This window comes from Nitrogeniibacter aestuarii (assembly GCF_017309585.1).
Classification (GTDB): Bacteria; Pseudomonadota; Gammaproteobacteria; order Burkholderiales; family Rhodocyclaceae; genus Nitrogeniibacter; species Nitrogeniibacter aestuarii.
On record NZ_CP071321.1, the window covers coordinates 3,013,197 to 3,037,050 of the forward strand.

The 23,854-nt window shown below is 63.9% G+C and carries 27 protein-coding genes; 16 read left to right on the forward strand and 11 right to left on the reverse strand.

Annotated features, from left to right (window positions below):
* Nucleotides 1-10: 10 nt before the first annotated feature.
* Entirely contained in the window at nt 11-361 is a 351-nt protein-coding gene (locus tag J0W34_RS14015) for a BON domain-containing protein (RefSeq protein WP_230969188.1), read from the forward strand.
* A gap of 4 nt (nt 362-365) precedes the next feature.
* Here J0W34_RS14015 and J0W34_RS14020 read toward each other — a convergent pair whose 3' ends face one another.
* The 3 genes from J0W34_RS14020 to J0W34_RS14030 are packed head-to-tail and all read right to left on the reverse strand — an operon-like array spanning nt 366 to nt 3,575.
* The gene (locus tag J0W34_RS14020; RefSeq protein ID WP_230969189.1) at nt 366-1,901 is read right to left on the reverse strand and encodes a cryptochrome/photolyase family protein; all 1,536 of its coding nucleotides are present in this window, start codon (nt 1,899-1,901) and stop codon (nt 366-368) included.
* A complete protein-coding gene (locus tag J0W34_RS14025) occupies nt 1,894-2,043 on the reverse strand; it encodes a DUF2256 domain-containing protein (protein ID WP_230969190.1) in 150 nt (49 codons plus the stop codon). Before J0W34_RS14025 ends, J0W34_RS14020 begins: the two co-directional genes overlap by 8 nt.
* Complete coding sequence (locus tag J0W34_RS14030; protein WP_230969191.1) at nt 2,040-3,575, reverse strand: FAD-binding domain-containing protein; 1,536 nt, start codon at nt 3,573-3,575, stop codon at nt 2,040-2,042. Before J0W34_RS14030 ends, J0W34_RS14025 begins: the two co-directional genes overlap by 4 nt.
* Before the next feature lie 108 nt (nt 3,576-3,683).
* Between J0W34_RS14030 and J0W34_RS14035 the strand changes: the two genes are divergently transcribed.
* Together J0W34_RS14035 and J0W34_RS14040 are read left to right on the forward strand one after the other, a co-directional pair.
* Nucleotides 3,684-4,133, forward strand: a complete 450-nt coding sequence (locus J0W34_RS14035; RefSeq protein ID WP_227817927.1) for a DUF3429 domain-containing protein — start codon at nt 3,684-3,686, stop codon at nt 4,131-4,133.
* Nucleotides 4,121-5,284, forward strand: coding sequence for an FAD-binding domain-containing protein (locus J0W34_RS14040; protein WP_230969192.1), 1,164 nt, complete (start codon nt 4,121-4,123; stop codon nt 5,282-5,284). The genes J0W34_RS14035 and J0W34_RS14040 overlap by 13 nt, the downstream gene beginning before the upstream one ends.
* Here J0W34_RS14040 and J0W34_RS14045 read toward each other — a convergent pair.
* Nucleotides 5,281-6,585 carry a hypothetical protein gene (locus J0W34_RS14045; RefSeq protein ID WP_230969193.1) on the reverse strand — a complete coding sequence of 435 codons (1,305 nt, stop codon included), beginning with the start codon at nt 6,583-6,585 and terminating at the stop codon, nt 5,281-5,283. The genes J0W34_RS14040 and J0W34_RS14045 overlap by 4 nt on opposite strands.
* A gap of 109 nt (nt 6,586-6,694) precedes the next feature.
* On the opposite strand from J0W34_RS14045, the gene J0W34_RS14050 reads away from it, so the two are divergent.
* Genes J0W34_RS14050 through J0W34_RS14060 form a run of 3 tightly spaced genes read left to right on the forward strand, consistent with a single transcriptional unit; the run spans nt 6,695 to nt 8,831 of the window.
* Nucleotides 6,695-7,591: a diacylglycerol/lipid kinase family protein gene (locus J0W34_RS14050; protein ID WP_230969194.1), complete on the forward strand. Its 897-nt coding sequence runs from the start codon at nt 6,695-6,697 to the stop codon at nt 7,589-7,591.
* Nucleotides 7,588-8,412, forward strand: a complete 825-nt coding sequence (locus tag J0W34_RS14055) for a metallophosphoesterase family protein (RefSeq protein WP_227817931.1) — start codon at nt 7,588-7,590, stop codon at nt 8,410-8,412. Before J0W34_RS14050 ends, J0W34_RS14055 begins: the two co-directional genes overlap by 4 nt.
* A complete protein-coding gene (locus tag J0W34_RS14060) occupies nt 8,391-8,831 on the forward strand; it encodes a GNAT family N-acetyltransferase (protein WP_230969195.1) in 441 nt (146 codons plus the stop codon). The genes J0W34_RS14055 and J0W34_RS14060 overlap by 22 nt, the downstream gene beginning before the upstream one ends.
* A gap of 162 nt (nt 8,832-8,993) precedes the next feature.
* On the opposite strand, the gene J0W34_RS14065 is transcribed toward J0W34_RS14060, so the two are convergent.
* The 5 genes from J0W34_RS14065 to purM all read right to left on the reverse strand — a co-directional run bounded on the left by J0W34_RS14065 (nt 8,994) and on the right by purM (nt 13,516).
* Entirely contained in the window at nt 8,994-9,299 is a 306-nt protein-coding gene (locus J0W34_RS14065; protein WP_230969196.1) for a hypothetical protein, read from the reverse strand.
* A gap of 178 nt (nt 9,300-9,477) precedes the next feature.
* Nucleotides 9,478-11,001 carry a transposase gene (locus J0W34_RS14070; RefSeq protein WP_230969197.1) on the reverse strand — a complete coding sequence of 508 codons (1,524 nt, stop codon included), beginning with the start codon at nt 10,999-11,001 and terminating at the stop codon, nt 9,478-9,480.
* A 218-nt stretch (nt 11,002-11,219) separates the two neighbouring features.
* Nucleotides 11,220-11,657, reverse strand: a complete 438-nt coding sequence (locus tag J0W34_RS14075) for a hypothetical protein (RefSeq protein WP_230969198.1) — start codon at nt 11,655-11,657, stop codon at nt 11,220-11,222.
* A 399-nt stretch (nt 11,658-12,056) separates the two neighbouring features.
* Complete coding sequence (locus tag J0W34_RS14080) at nt 12,057-12,275, reverse strand: hypothetical protein (RefSeq protein ID WP_227818312.1); 219 nt, start codon at nt 12,273-12,275, stop codon at nt 12,057-12,059.
* A 200-nt stretch (nt 12,276-12,475) separates the two neighbouring features.
* Entirely contained in the window at nt 12,476-13,516 is a 1,041-nt protein-coding gene (gene purM, locus J0W34_RS14085; RefSeq protein WP_230969199.1) for a phosphoribosylformylglycinamidine cyclo-ligase, read from the reverse strand.
* Nucleotides 13,517-13,655: 139 nt separating this feature from the next.
* On the opposite strand from purM, the gene J0W34_RS14090 reads away from it, so the two are divergent.
* The 10 genes from J0W34_RS14090 to J0W34_RS14135 all read left to right on the forward strand — a co-directional run bounded on the left by J0W34_RS14090 (nt 13,656) and on the right by J0W34_RS14135 (nt 21,621).
* Nucleotides 13,656-14,747: an AI-2E family transporter gene (locus J0W34_RS14090; protein WP_230969200.1), complete on the forward strand. Its 1,092-nt coding sequence runs from the start codon at nt 13,656-13,658 to the stop codon at nt 14,745-14,747.
* Nucleotides 14,744-15,403, forward strand: a complete 660-nt coding sequence (gene hda, locus J0W34_RS14095; RefSeq protein WP_230969201.1) for a DnaA regulatory inactivator Hda — start codon at nt 14,744-14,746, stop codon at nt 15,401-15,403. The genes J0W34_RS14090 and hda overlap by 4 nt, the downstream gene beginning before the upstream one ends.
* A gap of 15 nt (nt 15,404-15,418) precedes the next feature.
* Complete coding sequence (locus J0W34_RS14100) at nt 15,419-16,084, forward strand: histidinol-phosphatase (protein ID WP_230969202.1); 666 nt, start codon at nt 15,419-15,421, stop codon at nt 16,082-16,084.
* Between the two features lie 113 nt (nt 16,085-16,197).
* Nucleotides 16,198-17,556 carry a polynucleotide adenylyltransferase PcnB gene (gene pcnB / locus J0W34_RS14105; protein ID WP_230969203.1) on the forward strand — a complete coding sequence of 453 codons (1,359 nt, stop codon included), beginning with the start codon at nt 16,198-16,200 and terminating at the stop codon, nt 17,554-17,556.
* Nucleotides 17,553-18,047 (forward strand): 2-amino-4-hydroxy-6-hydroxymethyldihydropteridine diphosphokinase, encoded by a 495-nt coding sequence (gene folK, locus J0W34_RS14110; protein WP_230969204.1) that lies wholly within the window; start codon nt 17,553-17,555, stop codon nt 18,045-18,047. Before pcnB ends, folK begins: the two co-directional genes overlap by 4 nt.
* Before the next feature lie 71 nt (nt 18,048-18,118).
* Complete coding sequence (locus J0W34_RS14115) at nt 18,119-18,757, forward strand: deoxynucleoside kinase (protein ID WP_227818305.1); 639 nt, start codon at nt 18,119-18,121, stop codon at nt 18,755-18,757.
* Nucleotides 18,758-18,848: 91 nt separating this feature from the next.
* On the forward strand, nt 18,849-19,664 hold the full coding sequence (gene panB / locus J0W34_RS14120) for a 3-methyl-2-oxobutanoate hydroxymethyltransferase (protein ID WP_227818304.1): 816 nt from the start codon (nt 18,849-18,851) through the stop codon (nt 19,662-19,664).
* 12 nt (nt 19,665-19,676) lie between these two features.
* Complete coding sequence (panC, locus tag J0W34_RS14125) at nt 19,677-20,504, forward strand: pantoate--beta-alanine ligase (RefSeq protein ID WP_230969205.1); 828 nt, start codon at nt 19,677-19,679, stop codon at nt 20,502-20,504.
* Between the two features lie 99 nt (nt 20,505-20,603).
* Nucleotides 20,604-21,002 carry a putative zinc-binding protein gene (locus J0W34_RS14130; protein WP_230969206.1) on the forward strand — a complete coding sequence of 133 codons (399 nt, stop codon included), beginning with the start codon at nt 20,604-20,606 and terminating at the stop codon, nt 21,000-21,002.
* 175 nt (nt 21,003-21,177) lie between these two features.
* On the forward strand, nt 21,178-21,621 hold the full coding sequence (locus tag J0W34_RS14135) for a CBS domain-containing protein (RefSeq protein ID WP_230969207.1): 444 nt from the start codon (nt 21,178-21,180) through the stop codon (nt 21,619-21,621).
* Nucleotides 21,622-21,807: 186 nt separating this feature from the next.
* Here J0W34_RS14135 and J0W34_RS14140 read toward each other — a convergent pair whose 3' ends face one another.
* Both J0W34_RS14140 and J0W34_RS14145 read right to left on the reverse strand, forming a co-directional pair.
* Complete coding sequence (locus tag J0W34_RS14140) at nt 21,808-23,187, reverse strand: ATP-binding protein (protein ID WP_230969208.1); 1,380 nt, start codon at nt 23,185-23,187, stop codon at nt 21,808-21,810.
* On the reverse strand, nt 23,187-23,849 hold the full coding sequence (locus J0W34_RS14145) for a winged helix-turn-helix domain-containing protein (RefSeq protein ID WP_230969209.1): 663 nt from the start codon (nt 23,847-23,849) through the stop codon (nt 23,187-23,189). The genes J0W34_RS14140 and J0W34_RS14145 overlap by 1 nt, the downstream gene beginning before the upstream one ends.
* Nucleotides 23,850-23,854: the final 5 nt, after the last annotated feature.

The following is a 23,854-nucleotide window of genomic DNA, read 5'->3' on the forward strand; positions in this document are numbered from 1 at the left end:
GTCCGCCACCATGCCTTCGCGCCCCCTTTCGCTCCTTGCCCTGTTCGTCGCTCTAACCGTCTCCGGCACCACGTTCGCGGCCGGCACCTGCGAGGTGCGCGAAGCCGACATGAGTTTCTTCGGCGATCAGGCCAAGACCGTTTCGCTGGGCACCAAAATGCGCTTCAACAAGGTCTTGCTGCAGGAGAAATTCGACGTGCGCGTGGTCGGTGGCGTGGCCATTCTCTCGGGCAACGTGAGCTCCAAGCTGGCCATCCAGACCGCAGACAAGATCGCCCGCGACACCGACGGCATCCGCTGCGTGCAGAACCACCTCAAGATCGGCCCGCCCATCCCGGAACCGACAACCGGCCCGTACTGAGGCACTACCCTGATTTCAGGGCACGGGCCTGCTCACGAATCGCCTTGCGTTCCTCATCCGGTTTTCGCCTCAGGTTCTTGACCTGCAATGCCATGCGCGGGTGATCGGCAAAGCGCTTTTCGTGGCGATCGAGAAAATCCCAGTACAAGGTGGTGAATGGACATGCCGCCTCCCCGGTCGCTTCACCGGGGTCGTACCGACACCCCTTGCAGTAATTGCTCATGCGGTCGATGTAGTTGCCGCTGGCCACGTAGGGTTTGGAGGCCATGCGCCCGCCGTCGGCATGCTGGCTCATGCCCAGCACGTTCGGCAACTCCACCCACTCGACCGCGTCCACGTAGATGGCCAGATACCACTCGTGCACCTGCCGGGGTTTCACCCCCACCAACAAGGCGTACAGGCCGGTCACCATCAGGCGCTGGATGTGATGCGCGTAGCCCGTCTTCAGCGTCTGCTTGAGGGTCTGGCTGAGGCATACCATGTCGGTCTGCCCCGTCCAGAAGAACCCGGGCAACTCAGCATCGGCCTCAAGTGCGTTCTCATCCAGCCAGCCGGGCATGAATCGCCAGTACAACCCGCGGACGAACTCGCGCCAGCCCAGAATCTGCCGGACGAAACCCTCCACCGCGGCGATCGGCGCCCTGCCCCCCTGCCATGCTTTCTCGGCGGCCCGGCAGACCGTCATGGGGTCGATCAGCTTGAGATTGAGTGCGGCAGACAGACGCGAGTGGTAGAGCCAGGTCTCGTCGGTCCACATCGCATCCTGATAGTGGCCGAAGCATTCGAGACGATGTGTGATGAAGTCGTCGAGCGCCTGCCGGGCCTGCTCGGGCGTGACCGGCCAGTCGAAGTGCTCGAGCGTGCCCGGGTGATCCGCGAAGCGTGATTCGACCAGCGCAATCACCGAGCGCGTGATGTCATCCGGCTCGAACGTGGCCGGGCTCGGCAGCCAGCCGGGGCCGTCCGCATCGAAGCTGGCGCGATTCTTTTCGTCGTAGTTCCAATCGCCCCCCGCCGGCTTGCCGTCCTTCATGAGCAGGCCCGTGCGCTTGCGCAGTTCGCGGTACCAGTATTCGAGCCGCAACTGTTTGCGCCCGTCATCGGCCCAGGCGTTGAAATCGTATTCGGTGGCGATGAAATGCCGGTCTTCTGCCCAGTCGATGGCCACCCCGGCCGCGTCCGCCGTTTCGCAAAGTGCCTGGTGCACGCGCCAGTCACCGGCCTTGACCATGCGGATACTCGACGGCTTGAAGCGGCGGAGTGCATCGGCCAGGGCGTCACCCAGCGTTTCGTGATCATGGTCATCGAGCGCCAAGTAGTCGACGGGCCGCCCCTGCGCACGCAGCGCCCCGGCAAAGTGGCGCATGGCGCTGAGAAACATGGCGATGCGCACCTTGTGCGACCACACGTGCGTGCTTTCCTGCACCACTTCGGCCATCCAGATGCGGTCGGTGTCCGGATCGAAGTCTTCCAGAGCTGCACTGTCGGGGTCGAGCTGGTCGCCCAGCACCACGATCAGACGACGCGTCTTGTCACTCATCGACAGACCTCCTGCGTTTCCGGCAGGCCTCGGAGCAGTAGCGCACCTCGTCCCACACACGCGCCCACTTCTTGCGCCAGGCGAAGGGGCGGCCGCAGATGGCGCAGATACGGGTGGGTAGATTGGGTTTCCTGCGGTTCATCCGAACAAGCCCATCTGGCCATCGTTGCGTCGCGCCGACCCCGTGCGCCCCCCATCCGCGCGTCGCTTGCGGCTGCCATGGCGCGCCATCACCGCCTGGCTCGCTTCGAGAGCGTCCTCCCCCCGGTAAGCAGCCCGCAATCGCGCACGCGCCTTACGCGCGGCAGCCTCGTGATCGACGATGGGCGCCGGGTAGTCACGCCCGATGCGACACCCACTGCGTGCCTGCAAGCTCGCGTCCATGCGCCAGGGCTCGTGAATCCACGCGTCGGGGACCTGCGCCAGTTCCGGCACCCATCGGCGGATGAAGGTGCCCTCCGGGTCCTGATCGTGGGACTGTTTGATCGGGTTGTAGATCCGGAAAGCATTGATGCCGGTCGAGCCGGACTGCATCTGCATCTGGCTCCAGTGGATGCCCGGCTCATAGTCGATGAACTGCCGCGCCAGATGCAGGCCGGCCTCGCGCCAGGGCTGCCACAAGTGGTAGCAGGCCACGGCGGCCAGCATCGCGCGCATGCGGAAGTTGATCCAGCCGGTGTGATGGAGCATGCGCATGCACGCATCCACGAACGGCCAGCCGGTGCGCCCCTCGGCCCAGGCGGCGAACCGCTCGGGATCAACCGACTGGCGCTCGTCCGCCATCGCCGGGTGGAGGTTGCGCCACTCCATCTCCGGCTCGGATTCAAGTTTCTGCATGAAATGGCTTTGCCAGGCCAGGCGTGCTTCGAAGGCGGCCAGCGGCCGTCGCCAGGCACTCAGGGCCGGATCGGCTTTCACCTCGCGCCGCCGCTGGCGCAGCGCCTGAACCACTTCGCGCATGGACAGGGTGCCGTAGGCGATGTGAGGGGACAGTCTTGAACAGGCATCCGCCGCCGACAACGGGGACGACATGCCCCGCGCGTAGTCGACCCCGCGTTGCTGCAAAAAACTGTCGAGCAACATCAGTCCGGCCGTGCGCCCACCGGGCTGGGCACCGGGACAGTCGTCATCCGCGAGGGTCGATACCGGACGCACGGGCAGCGGGTCGGAGAGTATCGACACCCCCCGGATGCGTGCAGGTTGCGGCGCAAGATCCAGGGCCATGAAACGGTCCCGGTGGGCGGCCCAGCCGTCCCGGTTTCCGAGCCGGCGAACCACGCCATCCTGGCGGTACTCCTGCCATGTCACATTGTTGCAACGACACCATCGCGAAATTGCTGCATCGCGGCAAAAAGTCCACATATTGCCCGTCTCTTCATGAGACCATAGCGCCGCTTTGCCGAATTGCTGCCGAACTTGTTCCAGCACCTCGACGGCTTCACCATGTCGAACGATCAGCCCGGGCGCCCCCAGCGCCTTGAGTGACTGATCAAGTTCCCGCAGCGACTGGCCGATGAATCGCCATTGACGCAAGGACGACTCGGGCTGTTGCCACAGCCCCGGCTCGACGATGTACAGCGGGAGCACCGAACCGGCACGCGCCGCCTCGACCAGAGGCATGTGGTCGTGCGTTCTGAGATCCCGCTTGAACCAAACAATCTGAATTCCGTCCACGGCGCTGCCCTCCTGCCATCGAACGCAGCCGGGCAGCGCCGACGACGCACTTGGGATTGGCAAGTTTGTCTAGGACAAATAATATACACACTTCAATGGGACCGCATCATGATCACCTTGAGCTACACCGGTAACCGATTACCCCGCGCACTCGGCCTGGCGGGTGTCATCCCCTTCATCCTGCTGGGGCTGGCCTCGCATGTGCCCTGGAAGCACCAGGCCGATGTCCAGACGGCGCTCGTGAGCTACGGCGCGGTCATCCTGACCTTTGTCGGTGCGCTGTACTGGGGTCTGGCCATGCGTCGCGAGGGCACGGTGGCCTCCCGCGCCTACTTCTGGAGCGTCATCCCCAGCCTCATCGCCTGGGTGGCACTGATGTTCCCGACCTTCGGGGGGGCATTGATCGTGATCGTGGCTCTGTGGACACAGTATGTCCAGGACACCATCCTCTCGCCTGAGCTGTCGGTGCCTGAGTGGTTCATTCCCCTCCGGCTCGGGCTCACCGTGGGTGCGACCATCGGCATCGCCATCGCGCTGCCCCCCATATGGACCATGTGATCGACGAACCGACACACGATTTCGACTTTCCGCCCAGCGTCTTCACGGCGCTGCGGCGAGTGCTGGCGGTGCAGCCCGAGGCCTACGCCGCCCGCCGCAACCACCTCGATGGCCCCGTCACCGGCCTGTCGCCGTACATCACCCACGGCTATCTCGACGACGCCGCCCTGTATGCCTTCTGGCACAAACGCTTCGACCTGCCCGCGCACAAGGGGCTACTGAGCCAGCTGGCCTGGCGCAGTTTCTTTCATCACGTCTGGTTTCACCTGGGCGACGGCATCTTTGACGACCAGCGCCCCGCGCTCACGGGTGTGCGGTATCGCAATGCTTTGCCGGACGACATCCTCACCGCCAGCACCGGCGTACCGGTGGTCGACGCCAGCATCCGCACGCTCTACCGCACCGGCTATCTGCACAACCACCAGCGCATGTGGCTCGCCAGCTACGTGGTTCATCTGCGCAAGGTGGCCTGGCGCACCGGCGCCGACTGGATGTACGGGCACCTGGTCGACTGCGATCTGGCCTCCAATCACCTGTCCTGGCAGTGGGTCGCCGGCACCTTCAGCACCAAGCCGTATCTGTTCAACGCGGACAACGTGTTGCGCTTTGCCCCTGCGCTGGCCAGCCCCGGCACGGCCATCGATACCGATTACGAAGCACTTGCCGACATGGCAGCAAGCAACACGGATGTGGGCCCGGAGCGGCAGCGACCACACCCGCTGGAGGCCCCGCCCTTACTCGCCATTCCGGCGGAACTGGTCAGCGGCCGTGCAGGCGGCCTTGATGGGAACACGGCACGTGTGCTTCATCCATGGTCACTCGCCGGCCACCGGGGTAATCACACGCTCGGTTTTCTCTGCCCGCGCTTTCACGCGCGGTTCGGCTGGTCGGCGCGGCGCTGGCATTTCGTCCTGACGCGCCTGAAGGCGCTGTGCGACGACATCATCGTGAGCAACCGCCTGCCCGAGGCGCTGCATGCAAACGCACAGGCCGTTCAGACACTCAATCCGGGTTACCGGGGCGCGCTGGCCGCGTTGCCTGGTGATCACTTGAGCGCACCACCGTCCGCCCTGCCCGTACTGGACGCGCCAACCCGCTCCTGCGCCCAGTACATGAAGCGCCTGGGCAAACTGGGCTTGCTGCCGGGCTAGATGCCGCGCCAGGCCGCGATGGCAAAGAGCGTGATCACCGCCGCCACATACCCCTGGGCACAGTAAGCCCAGTTGCCTCGCGCCAGCCGGGCGCCCGAGATGCCGTAGCGCCCCTGCAGCGCCAGGTGCACCCCCGAGAGCGGGCTGGCCGCCAGGCCAATGGCCCAGCACTGCATGTAGACCATGGCCATGAGAATCGGGTCCGGCTGCAAGGGCGCGAGCCAGACTGCCACCATGGTGATCGAGATGACTGCATGGATACCCACGATGCACAAGGCGATCATGCCCGCGAGGATCAGTGAGGCTTCCAGCGCGCCGACGTGGTCCATGGGCAGCCAGACACCGCTGCTGCCGATGAGCGCGTTCAGGCCCGTGGCAAACACCGCGGCGGCGAGAAACAGCCCCAGCTCCCCACGCATGGCCGGCAAACGGTGCATTGCATGGCGGACGATCCGGCTGCTGCCATCACCGAGACCATGCCGTGCAAAGATGACCGCCGCCGTCATGATGGGTGCCGCCAGTGTCACGATGGCCAGGGTGGTCCAGTCCGGCCAGATCCAGTGCCCGGCAATGACCATGCCGGCCAAGGTGGTCGGGACCCAGAGCGAGGACGGCCGCATCGGGTAGCCCACGAAGTCATTGCGCACCGATGGGTTGCGCTGAACATCCATACTGGCCAGGGCGATCAACACCACGGTGAGCGGCACGCCCCACATCGCCAGCACGCCAAGCGAGGCCCCCGGCGCATTGGTCGTGGCCACTGCCGTCGCCGCAAAGAAGGGCGACCACAAAGCACCGATCAGAAAACCGCGCGTGAGGGCGTTGAGCTGTGCCGGGCCCGGCCCTTTTGCGCCGCCCATGCGGTCCGCCATGATGAAGATGGCCGACAGATTGATGACCGCGCCGAACACATGCACGCCCGCCACCGTACGCCACAGCGCGCCCACCCCCCTGGGTGAATCGTCGTCCGCTTCCAGCCCGATGAGCTGCAGAAAGCTCACCCCCGCCAGCATGCCGAGCAGCGCGATGTTGGTGGTCAGAACGCCTTGCCACGGCCACTGTCCACTCCCATATCCGGCATACACGAAAGCCGCCACGCCAATGCCGACAAGAATCCACACCTGACGCCGTTGCCGGTGGTCCATGCCGGGCCACAGCAGTGTCAGCGCGGCCCACGCGGCGACCCCACCGGTCCAGGCCGGCCAGCCGGTCCGCGCGCCCACCAGCACGGCGGCCACGAGCATGGCGAAGATGAGTAAGGCGGCAAGACGGTCAGCGTGCTGACGAACGAAAATGGACATGACCCGGTATGATTTTGGAGACGCATGACAGGTGCAAGCAGCGGCAACGCCGCACACCCATGCAAAACCGTATTGTCCCGTGATCAAGGGAAATGAGAAAGCGCATTCGATGACCCAACGCATCATCACTGTGGTGCTCAACACCCGCTCGGCTGGCGGCCGCGCACCTCACCTGCGCGAGCAGATCGAAAAGGCCATGCAAGGCCCCGGCGTAGAACTCAAATGGTTCGACCCGGCCAAACGCTCGCGCATCGACCAGCTGTGCCAGCAGGCCGCGGAAGCGGGTGACCTGATCGTCGCCGTGGGTGGCGACGGCACCGTGCGCAGCGTGGCCCAGGCGGCACGGGCCGCAAACACGCCGATGGCGATCATCCCCACCGGCACCTACAACTACGTGGCCCGCCAGCACGACATCCCCGAAGAGATCACCGACGCCGCGCGCCTGGCGATCACGGGCACCCCCAGACCCACAGGCGTGGGCGACATCAACGGCCTGCTGTTCTTCAACCACGCCGCCTTCGGGCTTTACACCCGCATCATCGTCGCCCGTGAACGCCACACCGCCATGCTCGGGCGCTCCCGCATCACCGCCGTGCTGTCGGGCATCGCCACCCTGTTCAACCGTTATCCGATCATGCGCCTGACGCTCACCGAAAACGGCGTCGCCCGGCAGGTCAAAGCCAATGCCGTGTTCTTTGGCGCCAACCCGCTCATGCTCGAAGCCGTCGATACGGTCTTCGCCCGTGAATGCCGTGACGAGACGCTCGGCCTTGTGCTCATGAAGCACCAGTCGCGCCTGCATGTGCTGGCAGCCGCCGTGCGCGCCACGCTGGGGCGTCTGTCGGAGGCGCCGGAATTCGAGCTGGCCCCGGTCACCCGCATGGAACTCGACATCAAGCGCCGGCGCCGCCGCTTGCGGGTCTCGCTCGATGGAGAGATCATCAAGTGTGCCCTGCCGCTGGATCTCGCCTTCGAAAAGAGCGCACTGCAGCTCGTCAGACCATGAATCCCGTTCACGACCACCTGCGTATCGTCCATATCTCCGACCTGCACTTCGGCGCCCAGCACGAAGGTGCCGCCGACGCGCTGCTCGACGCCATTCACGGCCTCGCCCCCACGCTCACGCTCATCACCGGCGACATCACCCAGCGCGCCCGCACCCAGCAGTTCCTCGACGCCAAGCGCTTCTTCGAACAATTGCCGGCCCAGTGGATGGCCATCCCCGGCAACCACGACATGCCGCTCTTCCGCCCCTGGCACCGCCTGCTCACCCCTCGCCACCGCTACCGCACCCACATCGGCGCCATCACCAGCGACCGGCTCGACCATCCGCAGCTACGGGTCGCCCTGCTCGATAGCACCAACAACCTGTCCTGGCGCTCCGGCCGCCTCAAGTCCGAAGCCAGCCGCAGCGCCGCCCACTGGCTGAGCCAGGCCAAGCCCGGCCAACTGCGCATCGCTGCCGCCCATCACCCCTTTGCCTCACGCGAGAAAGGCAACAAGGGCGGCATGGCCGGCGCCAGCAAGGCCCGCCAGGCGCTCATCGACGAAGGCGAAGTCGATCTGCTGCTCTGGGGCCACCTGCACCGCACCGAAACACTGCTACTGCGCGCCCAGTCCGGACGACAAGCGGTCGGCCTCGGGGTTGGATCGCCCACCTCCCATCGCCACATCGGAGACGGCTTCTACTTTCATCACATGGACGTCACCCGCGACCGCATCACCACCACCGTCTGGCAACGCTTCGCCGGCGAGACCGGCTTCCATTCACACGCGGCCCATACGTTCGAACGGCACGCAGGCTCATGGACACAAACGTCGAACTGAGGCCGGCGCGCGTCCAAGACGCTGCCTCCATCGCCATCCTCGCCGGCCAACTGGGTTACCCCACTTCGGAAGCGCACATGCGCGCACGACTCGCAAACCTGCTCGACCAGACTGAACGGCATGCCGTGGTTGTCGCCTCGACAGCCGACACACTCACTGGCTGGATTCACGTCATGCGTGTGGATCGGCTGGAAATACCCCCTCACGGAGAAATCGCAGCCCTGGTGGTTGGGGAGGAATATCGAGGCCACGAAATTGGCGCCCGACTGGTCGAAGCAAGCGTTCGCTGGACGCACAACGCCGGGCTCGCGCACCTGACCGTGAGATCACGCATCGAGCGCGACGACGCACATCGCTTTTACCAGCGAATGGGGTTTTCCATGGAAAAGACGCAACGGGTCATGACCATCGGCCTTTAGTGTCATTCGGCGGATCAAATCGGGACGGGACTCGACCCAGAACGGTCAAGGTTACGGCTTCGAATGAAGACCGCTATTGCCTCGAAGCTGACTCTCAACGTTTGGTTAAGGGGCGGGCATTAGACAGTCCCAGTGAGCGAAGCGAACGATTTAAACTACTTGTTAGAGGACTGCTAGTTCACGGAGCTTTGCACCTAGCACCTGCATCTCTTCACGCGTGTAACCAACCAAGGTTGGCATTTCCCAGTCATAAAATGTTTCGTCAGAAGTCGCTTGAAAGACTAAGTTACTTAGCGCTGCCAGCTCTTGAGTTGTGAATATACCCGCGTATGCAGTTTTGACCGCTTCAGCCATTGGTTCGGTAATGTCATTGATGATAGCTGTGGCAATGACAAGATCGCCGTTCTCCTCGGACCTAGTCAGCGCCTCTGCCAGCGCTTTCTTGATTTTTCTCGTGGAGTCGGCCATAGCCACCTCTAACGAAGCTGTAGAAAAACCCGTTTCCAGGCAATCAGATCTTGCCCGGTCACTGCCGGTCTGTTTTGTTCGTTCATCGACTTCGCCTTTCTGTTCCGTCGTCTCTCGGGCCCCTCTGGGGCTCCGTGCTCATCCCTGAGCGTGTTCCCGCAGCTGCCTGCCTCTTAATCTATCCTGCATACCCGTGATGCGCCAGCTTCTCGATGTTGTGCATCAGGCACATGAGCTTCCACTGCCCATCGACCTTCGTTCGCCCACGCAGGGTGAAGCGCGTGAGCCGCTTGTTGTGCCTCAGGTTGCCGAACACCGGTTCGACCGTGGCAAAGCGCGCTGCGATCATTCGCTTGCCCTGCGCCGAATCAACGCGCTGCTTCATGCGCTCGGTGTGGCTCGTCGCCCCATCGCGCTTACCCATGAAGAACGCCACCTGACGCACACGCGTGGTGTCGGGCTTTCTCAGGCACTGCCGACGCAGTGCGCAGGGCTCGCAATCGCGTGCGGCGCCACTGAACTTCATCGCCTTGTGCCCACCGATCGTGCAGTCTGATCCGTTCGAATAGAGGCGCTTGCCTGCCGGGCAGGTGCAATGGCTTGCATCGGCCGCCAGTGCGAATTCACTCACACCAAAGCAGCTCGGCTTCTTGGGCCTCTTCGACTTGTCCCACAAGGGGTCGGGCTTGCTCTTGTGTGCGCTCTGGCCCGCGTAGCGCGGGTCGCGCGAGCGGTACTGGTTGTCGCAGATCCACGCATTGACCTGGCGTACCGACAGCGCCTTGAGGTTCGCTTCCGAGTGGTATCCGGCGTCGGCGCAAATGGCCGTCTGTGCGCTTCGATACGCTTTGACTCCATCAATGGCGCCGATCAGCAACTCCTGCTCACTGCCGCTGCCGTGGGCCTGTGCGTCCAGCACGATCTGCGCCCTGGCGTCGACCGTGGCTACCCCGGTGTAGCCCTGGATCACCCCTTTGCCCGTGGCCATCTTGGCCGACTCGTTGTCCGTCCGGTTCGATAGCCGTACGGCTCCACGTGGCCCCCGGCGATCCGCCGGATTGCGCTCGAGCCAGCCACGGATCTGCGCCGCCTCGCGGGTGAGCCGCTCGCGCGTGCGTCGGGCGTGTTCGCCTTCGGTATGGGGGTTCGTGTCATCGTCGCTGGCCGCATGGGAGGCCATCATCTGCCGAACCGCCGCCTCCATCTTCGCCGCTTCGCGCTCGAAGTCCGAACGCTTGCCGCTCTTCGCCTTGGAGGCATTCGAGGGCAGCTTGACGCCATCGATGGCAAACAGCTCCCGCCCGATCAAGCCCTGCCGATCGCACACCAGCAGCACTTGGGTAAAACACCTGCCCACCTCTTCGCCCAGCCCCGACACAAAGGCGGCAATCGTCGTGAAGTGCGGGCAGCTATCGCCCGAGACCGCCATGAACAGCACGTTACTGACACAGGCCGAAGCGATGGCCCGGGAGCTGACCAGCCCCCGCGAATAACCGAGCAGCACAATCTTGAGCAGCACCGCCGGATCAAAGGCCGAAGCCCCGCCGGCATCGTTGCGATAACCCGAACGCAGTCCCGACAGATCCAACTCATGATCGACCAGGTGACACAGCGCAAACTCGATACTGCCCGGCAGCACCTGCTGCGAAAAATCCACCGGAATCATCTTCAGACCGTAGTCGGGTGTCTTGAAGTGCGCCATCGGGGCATCCTCGAACGAGATGCCTGATTATACGGTCAGCATATGGCCACCAGAATGGGCGGCGGGAGTTTTTCTACAGCCTCAACGCCCAGGTAAGCGGCATTCAGCATGGAGCGATTGCTCGGGCAAAAATGGCAAAGCCATGCCCGAGCAAGTGCGGAGTGCTGAATGTCCGAGTGAGCCGCAGGCGAACGGCTTGACCTGCTTGTTAGCCCTTTTCACGCGAATAACTCTCGGACAACTGACTTCTTTGGATTACTCGCATCAACCAAGACTCGCACGGGCTGCCGGAAGGAAAAACCAAGCACGCGCTTCGTTTTGTGCACCGGGCTCCACGCCACCAGAGTTTCTTCACCCCAATGGTACGTGTACTCAAGCCTCCCCCGATCTCGGGTAATCAACACGCCTCGAATCTCGCCAGGCACTTCTACCCCGCGTTCGAACAATGCTCTCACCCTCAGCACGCGCCACGCCAGCAGCCCCACCAACAACGCTGTTGAGACAACCGGCAAAAACACTGCATAGCTACCGGAAAGTGGTTTCGACCCGTTAAGCATCGGGAACGCAAAATAGATCGCCCACATGATCGGGATGCCAAGCCAAAACGCCAGCGCTGGCCAATCGTTCCATAGAATTGCTCGGAGTGATGCCTTCATTGGGCTAACTTGTTGTAGACCGCGAAATTGCGAGCGTAACCAGGGACCTGCGGTATAACCTGCCGAAGTCCGCAGGCTGAATCCCTTGATGGCACTGGGAATTACAAGAAAAACTGTATTTATGTGCAGTGATAACCAAGCTAACAAACCCCGCAGTCGTGACAGGAGAATTTCGTGCCCACGAGACACGACGAGCATACGATTGGCATGGCGTCATGTCCATCGCATCGATCCGGGTGCTTTGCGTCAAGGGCCGCTTCAGGTTCTGAGCTGACGGAGACGTCCGAAAGGTCGCCGGCCGCGCCTGACCGACTGCAGCCATAAACGCAACAACGCCCGACGTGCATTCGCACGCCGGGCGTTGGCCTCTCTGTTTGAGTTGTTATCAGTTACAGCGGTTCAGCGTTTGCCGCCAGCGACCAGAGCAATCCCGCCGATAGCGATGGCTGCCACCCCGGCCCAGACCGGGATATTGACGGTTTCCTGCTCTTTGACTGTCAGCTCCATGGGCCCCACCTTAGCGGCCGTGGTGTCCTTGGTGTAGCTGAAACCACCGTAACCGAGGGCCAGAATACCAGCAACAATGGCGGTGATTGCAAAAATCCGGATGCCGTTCATAGTGTTCTCCTTGAGTGTCTCGCGCTTCGGGGCCTGATTTGGGTTGATGTCGGCCGCTGCGTTGCGCACACCTCAATTTCAGGACATTGCTCGACCTTCGCGTGTAGGAAAACGCCGGTATCGCTGTCAGCCGGAATCCCGGCGTCAGAAAAGAAAAACCCCGGACGTGCCGGGGTTTTCTGTGAGACGGGCTTGCGCGCTCAGACGACCAGGGTCGGTGCCTCGCCTTTGGCCTGTGCTCGCACGGTGCCGAGTTCATAGACCGTCTCGCCCGCATCGCGCAGGGCCTGAGCGGCGGTGGCCGCGTCGGCGGCGGCGACAACCACGCACATGCCAATGCCGCAGTTGAAGGTGCGATACATCTCTTTGGGCTCGATGTTGCCCGCGCCCTGCAGCCACTGGAACAGGGGCGGCATTTGCCAGGCGTCAGCACGCAGTTCGGCGGTCAGGCCTTCGGGCAGCACGCGCGGCAGGTTTTCCAGCAGGCCGCCGCCGGTGATGTGGGCCATGCCCTTCACCATGCCCGGGTTAGCTTTCATGAGCGAGAGCATGGACTTCACATACAGGCGGGTAGGCTCGAGCACCACGTCGCGCAGCGGGCGACCGTGGAAGTCGGCATCCAGGTTAGGCTTGGTCAGCTCGATCACCTTGCGGATCAGCGAGTAGCCGTTGGAATGCGCACCACTGGAAGCGAGGCCCAGCACCACGTCGCCGGCCTGAATGGTCTGGCCGGTGATGATCTCGGACTTTTCAACCGCGCCGACCGCAAAGCCGGCCAGGTCGTATTCGCCGTCCGGGTACATGCCCGGCATTTCGGCCGTTTCACCGCCGATCAGGGCGCAGCCGGACAGCTCGCAACCGGTGGCAATGCCCTTGATCACGTCTGCGGCGGTGTCCACGTCGAGCTTGCCGCAGGCGAAGTAATCGAGGAAGAACAGCGGCTCGGCGCCCTGCACGAGAATGTCGTTCACACTCATGGCGACCAGATCCTGGCCGACGGTGTCGTGCTTGTTGAGCTCGAAGGCCAGCTTGAGCTTGGTGCCCACGCCGTCGGTGCCCGAGACCAGCACCGGCTCCTTGTACTTGCCGGTCAGCTCGAACAGGGCGCCAAAGCCACCGATGTTGCCCAGCACTTCGGGGCGCATGGTGCGTTTGGCCATGGGTTTGATGCGGTCAACCAGGGCGTCGCCGGCCTCGATGTCCACACCAGCGTCGCGATAAGTCAGGGAAGTCAAGGGCATACCTCGTGAATCAATGGCAACGGCATCGCCGTTTGCTTGAGCCTGTCGCAGCTTGCGACTACAGTGTCGGGGTTTTGCGCAATCCTGCGCTTGGTGCGGACCCTCCGCCCCCGAACCGAAACCCCGCATTTTACATCGAATGATCTCCTTGAGTGACCGCCAGATACAAACGGCGACGTGGATTGGCGTCGGTATCGCCCTGTTGGTGCTGCTGTACCTGCTCGGACCGATCCTCGGCCCCTTCGCAGTCGCAGCGGTGCTGGCCTACATCTGTGACCCGATGGTGAGCTGGCTGGTCAATCGGCGCGTCCCCCGGGCAGCGGCGGTGCTGCTGGTGATCGCCCTGCTCGGTCTGGTGCTTGCCGCGCTGCTGCTGATTCTCATCCCCATGGTCTACAAGGAGGCGATGACCCTCGTCAGCCGCCTGCCGGACCTGGTCGAGATGCTCAACACCAACGTGTTGCCCATGCTCAAGAACCACTTCGATGTGGACATCCAGCTGGACGCCAACTCGATCCGCCAGTGGGTCACCGAAAACTGGAGCTCTGCACAGGATCTGTTGCCCGGGCTGGTGAAGAAGGCCTCGACCGGCGGATTGGCGGTGATCGGCTTCTTTGCCAATCTGCTGCTGGTCCCCATGGTGATGTTCTACCTGCTGCAGGAGTGGCCGCACATCACCCAGGGGCTGCGCAACGTCATTCCCCGCCCGATGGTCGATCGCACCATGCGCATCCTGGGCGACATCGACAAGGTGATGAGCGAGTTCCTGCGCGGGCAGCTGTCGGTCATGCTGCTGCTGGCGGTGTTCTACAGCATCGGGCTGTGGATGGCCGGGCTGAAGTTTGCCCTGCCGGTCGGTGTGATCACCGGCCTGCTGGTCTTCGTGCCCTTCGTGGGCTTCACGGCCGGTCTGGTGCTGGCGCTGCTTTCGGCCATCTTGCAGGCCCAGGGCTGGCCGCCGATCATTGGCGTGGCCATCGTGTTCTCGCTGGGCCAGTTGATCGAAAGCTTCCTGCTCACGCCCTACATCGTGGGTGATCGTATCGGCCTGCATCCGCTGGTGGTGATCTTCGCGTTGATGGCCTTTGGCCAGCTCTTCGGCTTCGTGGGGGTGATGGTCGCCCTGCCGGCCAGCGCCGCGCTGCTGGTGGCCTTGCGCGAGTTGCGCGGTGCCTATTTCTCCAGTCACGTGTATCTTGGCGAGCCGGACAAGCAAGAAGACGTGGCATGAAACAACTGGTGCTGGACGTGCGGCTCGACGCGCCGCCACGCCTGGACAATTATTTTGCCGGCGACAATCAGGCGCTGGTCGCGGCACTGGCCGACCAGGCACGTGGTGTCATCAGCGATCACATCTATGTGTGGAGCGCCCCGTCCATGGGCCGCACGCATCTGCTGCGCGCCGCCACCGCGGCGGCCAGCGACGGCGCCTATCTGACACCCGACCAGGTCATCGAGCCGCTGCCCGGACATGCACTGCTTGCCATCGACGATGTCGATTCGCTGAGCGACGCGGCGAGCATTGCCGTGTTCAACGCATTCAACCGTTCGCGCGAGCAGGGTCAGACCTTGCTGCTGGCGGGCAACGCCCCCCCACGTGAGCTGGCGCTGCGCGAAGACCTGCGCACCCGCATCGGACAGTGCCTGGTCTTCGAGATCCAGCCCCTGACCGACACGGCGCGATCAGCTATTCTCAGCAGCATGGCGGCTCAGCGCGGTCTGCGCCTCGATGGCGATGTGGTGGCCTATCTCATGCGCTATGGCCGCCGCGACATGCCGGCCCTGGTCAGCACGCTCGACGCGCTCGATCGCGCCTCGCTGGAACGCAAACGCGCCATCACCCTGCCCCTGTTGCGCGACCTGATGCGCGACGGGCTGACTCTTTAAGCTTCGGAACCGATCATGGAACTCGTTCTCTTTGACCTCGACAACACCTTGCTGGCTGGCGACTCGGACTTTTCCTGGGCGCAGTTCCTGATCGGCAAGGGCGTGCTCGACCGCGAGGTGTATGAAGCGCGCAACCTGCAGTTCTACGACCAGTACAAGGCCGGCACGCTGGACATCTTCGAGTTTCTCGACTTTCAGCTCGCGCCGCTGGCCCGCCACGATCGCGCCCAGCTCGACCGCTGGCATGAAGAGTTCATGGACACCTTCATCCGCCCGATGATCACCACTGCCGCGCGCGCGCTGGTGGACCAGCATCGTGCCGACGACACCCTGCTGGCCGTGGTCACCGCCACCAACAGCTTCGTGACCGGCCCGATCGTGCGCGAATTCGGCATCCCGAACCTGGTGGCCACCATTCCGGCCCAGATGGATGGCCGCTTCACCGGAAAACCCCGTGGCATGCCCGCGTTCAAGGCCGGCAAGATCGAACGTGTCGAAGCCTGGCTCGAATCGCTGGGTCTGTACATGGGCAGCTTCGAGCGCACCCATTTCTACAGCGATTCGCACAACGACATCCCGCTCATGGCGCGGGTCAGCCGCCCGGTTGCCGTCGATCCGGACGACACCCTGCGTGAGCACGCCCGCCTGCACGGATGGGAAGTCATCAGCCTGCACGGCTGAAAAATACCCGTGAGAAGACAACTCGGCGCCCGCTAACACCCTGCCGGGCATAGGCTTTTGCCCATGCTCTGCGGTATCATCGCGGGCTTGATTCATTCAACGAACACTCATCGATGATCCGCAAACTGCTGCGCAAGGTCTTTCGGCGCGCTGCACCCGGTGCCAGCGACGGGCCGGCCCTGATTCCGGCCCAGTCCCACGGCATCAACCTCGACGAAGTTTCCTATGCCGCCAAGAAGGTGTGCACGGTGCTGCAGGAAGGCGGCTACCAGGCCTTCGTGGTCGGCGGCGCTGTTCGCGATCTGCTCGCCAAACAGTTGCCCAAAGACTTCGATGTGGCCACCAGCGCCACCCCGGAAGAGGTCAAGCGCCTGTTCCGCCGCGCACGCATCATCGGCCGCCGCTTCAAGATCGTTCACGTGATGATCGGCCAGGAGCTGATCGAGGTCTCCACCTTCCGCGCCATGGTCGAGGCCGACGCGGCCGAAAAGGACGAGCACGGCCGCATCCTGCGCGACAACGAGTACGGCTCGCAGGAAGAAGACGCCCTGCGTCGCGACTTCACGGTCAACGCGCTCTACTACGACCCGACCACCCAGAACATCATTGACTACCACCACGGTGTGGCCGACCTGCAGCAGAAAACCCTGCGCATGATCGGCGACCCGAAGGTACGCTACCGCGAAGACCCGGTGCGCATGCTGCGGGCCGTGCGTCTGGGCGCCAAGCTGGGCCTGACCATCGACCCGGCGGCCAGCCGCCCGATTCGCGAGATGGCCGAGCTCATGGACAACGTGCCGGCGGCCCGTCTGTTCGACGAGATGCTCAAGCTGCTGCTCTCGGGGCATGCAGTCAAGTGCCTGAAGCAACTGCGCGAAGAAGGCCTTCACCATGGCCTGCTGCCCCTGCTCGACGTGATTCTCGAGCAGCCCATGGGCGAGCGCTTCGTGTGGCTGTCGCTCGAGAACACCGACGAGCGCGTGAGCCAGGGCAAGCCAGTGTCACCGGGCTTCCTCTTCGCCACCCTGCTGTGGCACGAGGTGCTGGTCACCTGGGAAGCGCGCAAGGCCAAGGACGAGCACGCGCACCCGGCCCTGTTTGCGGCCATGGACGATGTCCTGGGCACCCAGGGCGAAAAGCTCGCCATCACCCGCCGCATCGCGGGCGACATCAAGGATATCTGGGCCCTGCAGCCGCGCTTTGAAAAGCGATCCGGCAAGGCCCCCTTCCGCCTGCTGGAGCAACCCCGTTATCGTGCCGGTTGGGACTTCCTGCGCCTGCGCGCCCTGTCCGGCGAGATCGACATGGAGCTGGTCGAATGGTGGGAGCAATTCGCCCATGCCGGCGGCAACGAGCGTGAAAGCATGCTTACGGCCCCGGCCGCGGGTGAAGGTCGCAAGCGTCGTCGCCGTCGCAAGCGTCGCCCCGCAGGCGGCGATGGCGGCAACAGCGGAACGTCCGCAGGCGAATGAGTCGCGGGGGCACGGCCGTCACGGCCTTTATCGGTCTGGGGGCCAATCTGGGGGACGCCGTCGCGGCCATGGACGCGGCCTGCTCGGCCCTGGGCGCCCTGCCCGATACCCGCCTTGTCGCCCGCTCCCGCCTCTACCGGAGCGCGCCTGTGGGTGTCACGGGCCAACCCGACTACATCAATGCCGTGGTGCAGCTGAGCACCTCGCTGAGCGCGCGCGCGATGCTCGAAGCGCTGATGCGCATTGAAGCCGACAACGGCCGCACGCGTGAATATCACATGGCACCGCGCACACTGGACATGGATTTGCTGCTCCATGGCGACACCGTGGTCAATGAGCCTGAGCTCACCGTGCCGCACCCACGCATGCATCAGCGCGCCTTCGTGCTCGCGCCCCTGGCCGAGCTCGCGCCGCAAACGATCATCCCCGGCGTGGGCCGTGTGGCGGATCTGCTGCCCACCGTCGCTGACCAAGCCATCTCGCCCCTCTGACATGTTGACCTGACCGGCGCGGGCTGTGATGCTAGCCGTACGGTCAGAAACAGGGCAAAACCAGAACATCCATGCTCGATAAAGCCAAATACATTGTGGTCGAAGGTCCGATCGGGGCCGGTAAGACATCGCTGGCACGACGCCTTGCAGCACGCCTCGAGGCCGAGCTGGTGCTCGAGCATCCGGAACTGAACAGCTTTCTGCCACGCTTCTACTCCGACATGGAGCGCTGGGCGCTGCCCACGCAACTCTCGTTCCTCTACCAGCGGGTCGACCAGCTCAATCATCACCTGGCCAACGACCAGGCCGGGCGCCGGGTGGTCTCGGATTTCATCCTCGACAAGGACCCGCTGTTCGCCCAGCTCAACCTGGAAGCGGAAGAGTTCAAGCTCTACCAGCGCACCTACGACATGGTGGTGCCTCAACCCACCCCCAAGCCCGATCTCGTCATCTACCTGCAAGCCAAGCCCGATACGCTGATCGAGCGCATCGGCAAGCGCGGCGTCGAGGCCGAGCGCCACATCACGGCGCACTACCTGGAACGCGTGGCCGAGCGCTATGCGCAGTTCTTCTACCAATACGAAGCCTCGCCCCTGTTCATCGTCGATGCCGAAGTGCTCAACCCGATCGATCAGGCAGACGATTTCGACCTGCTGCTCGACCGACTGCGCGCCATGCGCAGTTTCCGCGAGTTTTTCGGCTACGCCTGACCGGCACACCACCACACGCTTACATTCGGCTTGAATGTATTGGCCGCATGCGGTTTACTGCGCGGCCTGAGGGAGAAAAGGGGAAGCTCGCATGAGTTATCTTCAGGACAACAAACCAATCACGCTCACCACGCTTGGCAAGATGCGCGCCGAGGGTGAAAAGATCGCCATGCTGACCGGCTACGACGCCAGCTTTGCCGCGCTGCTTGAGCGCTGCGGGGTCGACACCATTCTGATCGGCGACTCGCTGGGCAACGTACTGCAGGGACAGAAGACGACCCTGCCGGTCACGCTGGAGCACATGAGGTATCACACCGAGTGTGTCGCCCGCGGCTGCAATCGTCCGTTCATCGTCACCGACATGCCCTTCGGCACGTACCACGAGAGCCCGGAGCAGGCCATGCGCAATGCCGCCACCCTGATGGCGGCCGGCGCACAGATGGTCAAGCTCGAGGGTGGCGAATTCATGGCCGAGACGATCCGCTTTCTGGTCGAGCGCGGCGTCCCGGTGTGCGCGCATATCGGTCTGACGCCGCAATCGGTCAATCAGCTCGGTGGCTACCGGGTGCAGGGCCGTACCGAGGAAGGCGCCGCCCGCCTCAAACTCGACGCCTTGGCGCTCGAGCAGGCCGGCGCTTCCTTGATGGTCCTGGAGATGGTACCGGCCGACGTGGCCGCCGACATCACCCTGCGATTGTCCTCCATGGCCACTATCGGCATCGGTGCGGGTGCCGGCTGCAACGGGCAGGTGCTGGTGCTCCACGACCTGATCGGCGTCTTTCCCGGCCACAAGGCCCGCTTCGTCAAGGATTTCATGGCCGAGGCCACGAGCATCGACGAGGCCGTCAGCAACTACGTCAAGGCCGTCAAGGACGGCAGCTTCCCGGCACCGGAACACTGCTACTGAGCGACAGATCCCATGCAGATTCATACCACCATCGAAAGCCTGCGCGAGGCACGCCGCGCCGCAGGCCGGGTTGCCTTCGTTCCGACCATGGGCAATCTCCATGAGGGGCACATCACGCTGATGCGCCAGGCCGGCGAGCGCGCCGATGCGGTCATTGCCAGCATCTTCGTGAACCGTCTCCAGTTCGGCCCCAGCGAGGATTTCGACAAGTACCCACGCACCCTGCAGGCCGACTGCGAAAAGCTCGAAGCGGCCGGGGTGAAACACCTGTTCGCGCCGGACGAGTCGGTCATGTACCCGAAACGCCAGAACTACCATGTGGAGCCCGATGGCGCCCAGGTGGCCGTACTGGAAGGCGCCTTCCGCCCAGGGCATTTCCGGGGCGTCGCCACCGTGGTGCTCAAGCTGCTCAACATCGTCCAGCCCGATGCCGCCCTGTTCGGCAAGAAGGACTACCAGCAACTCATGGTATTGCGGAACATGGTCGAGCAACTGGCCCTGCCCGTCGAGGTGATTCCGGGCGAGACGGTGCGCGCCGAAGACGGCCTGGCGCTGTCGAGCCGCAATCGCTACCTGAGCGATGCCGAACGGACCGAGGCCATCCGCCTGTACCATTGCCTGCAACGTATCCGCGAGGCCGTGCGAGGCGGCGAGCGCGACTACGAAAAGCTCGAGCGCGCTGCCATGACCGAACTGGCAACCCATCACTGGCAGCCTGACTACGTGTCGGTGCGTCGGCGCAAGGATCTGCAGGAGCCGGCCACGCCCGGCGACCCGCTGGTCGTGCTCGGTGCGGCCAAGCTGGGCGCCACCCGGCTGATCGACAACCTGGAAATCTGACCCGATTGCGCCCAAGAACCCCCGATTTGATCCAGGTCATCATGGGCCGGGTCAATCGGGGGCAGCATGGTCCGGCATCCTCTCTGGATAGGCCAAACCATGTATCTGCGTCGCGTGTTTCCCGATCGACCTCTCGTCTATGCCTGCTCCGGTTGTGCCAGCGCAGGCCAGATGGCCAATTTCATGGCGCTCAAGCTCGACCGCCTCGGCATTGCCCAGATGGGCTGCCTCAGTGGCGTGGCCGCGGGGCTTCCTCACATGGTCGCCGAAGCCGACTCTGGCCGACCGCTTCTCGTCATCGATGGCTGCCACCATGGTTGCGCTCGACTGTGCATTGAAAATCAGGGTCTTGCGTGCGATGAACATGTCGTATTGACCCGCCTGGGCGCACGCAAACGCTTTCACCGCGACTTTCCACTCGAAGAGGCCGAAGGGCTGGCCGAAACCATCGTGAACACCGCCAGCGCCCTCGGCGCAGCCTCGACACCGTCCCGATAAACACCCCCGAGACATCAAAAGACGCGCAACGGGCTTGCGCGAACGGCCGGTTCGTACGAAGCTAAACGCCGTGAACGCACGCATCCATCGAAAATAGCGTGCTCAACACCTTTCACGCGGTACCGGACCGTCGACGGACGGCCGGCGAAAATTGAACCCCGGAGGGAGACGTTTGATGAGTACCACTGTTCAGCAAGTGATTGACCAGAAAGGCAGCGGCATTTTCTCAGTCAGCCCGGACGCAACTGTCATGGAAGCGCTCGAGTTGATGGCCAAGAATGACGTCGGTGGCCTTCTTGTGCTGGAGAACGAAGCCCTGGTCGGCATCTTCACCGAGCGTGACTATGCCCGCAAGGTCGCCATCAAGGGCCTTTCGTCCAAGGACACGCGCGTGGGCGACCTGATGACCGCCAACGTGAGCACGGTCACGCCGAAGAACACCATCGACGAAGTCATGGGCATGATGACCGCCAACCGCTTCCGCCACGTGCCGGTCGTGTCTGACGGCAAGCTGATGGGCATCATCACCATCGGTGACGTGGTCAAGGCGGTCATTGCCGAGCACGAGGCCACCATCCAGCAGCTCTCCAGCTACATCGCCGGAGATATCAGCGCCTGACAGGGACGCCGATCAAGCCGGCACAAAGCCCGCCTTACTGGCGGGCTTTTTCATGTCTGGCGCGTCAGCATGCGCCATGCACACCGACGCCGGACCGGTCGAGCGCCGGCGCCGGAAGACCGCCGGCAAATTCACGCCTGACCGACGCACGCGGCCGCCACGGGGTGGCCTTTGTTCATCCAGCACTCATGGGGCCTCACGGACCTCCGGCAAACGGACCACCACCCCGAGGCCGCAACCCCCTTCGCGCTTGAGTCCGTCCGTGAATTCCAGTTCGCCCCCGTGGAGCGACACCACCCGCTGCACGATGGACAAGCCCAGCCCCACGCCCTCGCTCTCACCCTGCGCGCCACTGCCTCGGGCAAAACGCGCGGTCAGCGACTGGCGCTCGGCTTCGACCATGCCGGGGCCATCGTCGATCACGGCCACCGTCGCCCGGCCCATGACCACCGACACGTTCACCTGAATGTGCCCACCGGCCGGGGTGTAGCGCATGGCGTTATCCACCAGATTTCGCACCAGTACCTCCAGCCAGACCGGATTGCCGCACACCTTGGTGGAACGGGCATCCAGATCGAGTTCCTGCTGGCGCGCGAGAATCGCCGGTGCAATCTCGGCGCAAACCTGCTCGGCCACCACGGCCAGATCCACCGGGCTGCACTCCCCCGCCGCCGCTTCGGGCTGCAGCCGGGCCAGCGTCAGCAGCTGCTCGACCAGATGGGTCATTCGATCGACCGCGGCGCCAACCTGATCGAGCGCACGTCGCCGAGCCTGTTCGTCGGCGGTCCGGGCGGCCACCTGTGCCTGCACCTTGAGCGCCGCCAGCGGCGTACGGAGTTCATGAGCGGCGTCGGCGGTAAAGCGGCGCTCGTTCTCCATGGCGTCATGGATGCGCACCAGCAGCCGGTTGATCGCCCCGACCAGAGGCTCGATCTCGCTGGGCAGGCGGGTATCGCGAGCCACGGGCTCAAGCGCATCGGGCGACATGTTGCCCACGGTGGTGGCGGTCGCCTGCAGCGGACTGAGCGCCCGCCCCACGGCCCACCACACGCCCAGCGCCATCAAGGGCAAGCCCACGATCATGGGCAGCAGCAGGTGCAACGCCAGTTCGGTGGCGACCTCTTCGCGTGCCGAATGATTCTGCCCGACCACCACGAAATACCCGTGCTCTTCCTCGGCATAGCCGTAGTAGCGCCACAGCGTGCCTTTGCCGTCCTTCTGCTGGGAAAAGCCGGTGTGCGACACCATGGGCTGTCGGGGTGCGTCGGGCGAGCGCAACAGCAGGCGGATCTTCCCGTCGTCTTTTGACCACACCTGATAGCGCAGTGGCAGGTCATATCGCATCGAGTGCTCGGCCATCTCATGCGCCACATGCTCCACCTCGCTGAGCGTGGCCAGGGTGACCAGCGTTTCGGCCACCTGGACGAGCTGGGCATCGAACACCTCGTCGGCCTCGTGATGGGCGGTCCGGTAGGCCATGACCCCGGAGCTGATCCACAGCACACCGACCACCACCACCAGAATGCCGATCAGCCGATGGCGCAAGGAATAGGTCTTGCCCGCCATCAGGCATCGCTCCCGATGGTGTAGCCCACGCCGCGCACCGTGCGGATCAGCGTGCTGCCCAGTTTCTTGCGCAGATGATGAATGTGCACTTCGAGGGCATTGCTCTCTACGTCCGAATCCCAGCTGTAGAGCTGCTCGTCGAGCTGGCGACGGGTGACCACCCGCCCCTGCTGGCGCATGAGCAGTTCGAGCACGTCGAACTCCTTGCCGGTCAGCAGCACCGGCACACCCTGGAGGCTGACCGTGCGGGCGGCGGGGTCCAAGGCCACGCCGTCGGCGGTGATCATGGCAGAGGCTTGCCCGCCGGCACGCCGCAGCAGTGCGCGCAAGCGCGCACCGAGTTCATCCAGATCGAAAGGTTTGACCAGATAATCGTCTGCCCCCAGATCGAGGGCATCGACCTTGTCGCGCACCTGGTCGCGCGCCGTCAGCACCAGCACCGGGGTGCGATCGCCGGCATTGCGCCGGCGTGTCAGCACCTCGCGACCATCGAGCCCGGGCAGCCCCAGGTCGAGCACCACCGCGGCAAATTCACCGGCACTCAAGGCCGCGTCGGCGGACTTGCCGTCCCGCACCCAGTCGACCACGAATCCGGCCTCGCGCAGACCCACACACAGGCCGTCGCCGAGCATCGGGTCGTCCTCAACCACCAGCAGTCTCATCGCCC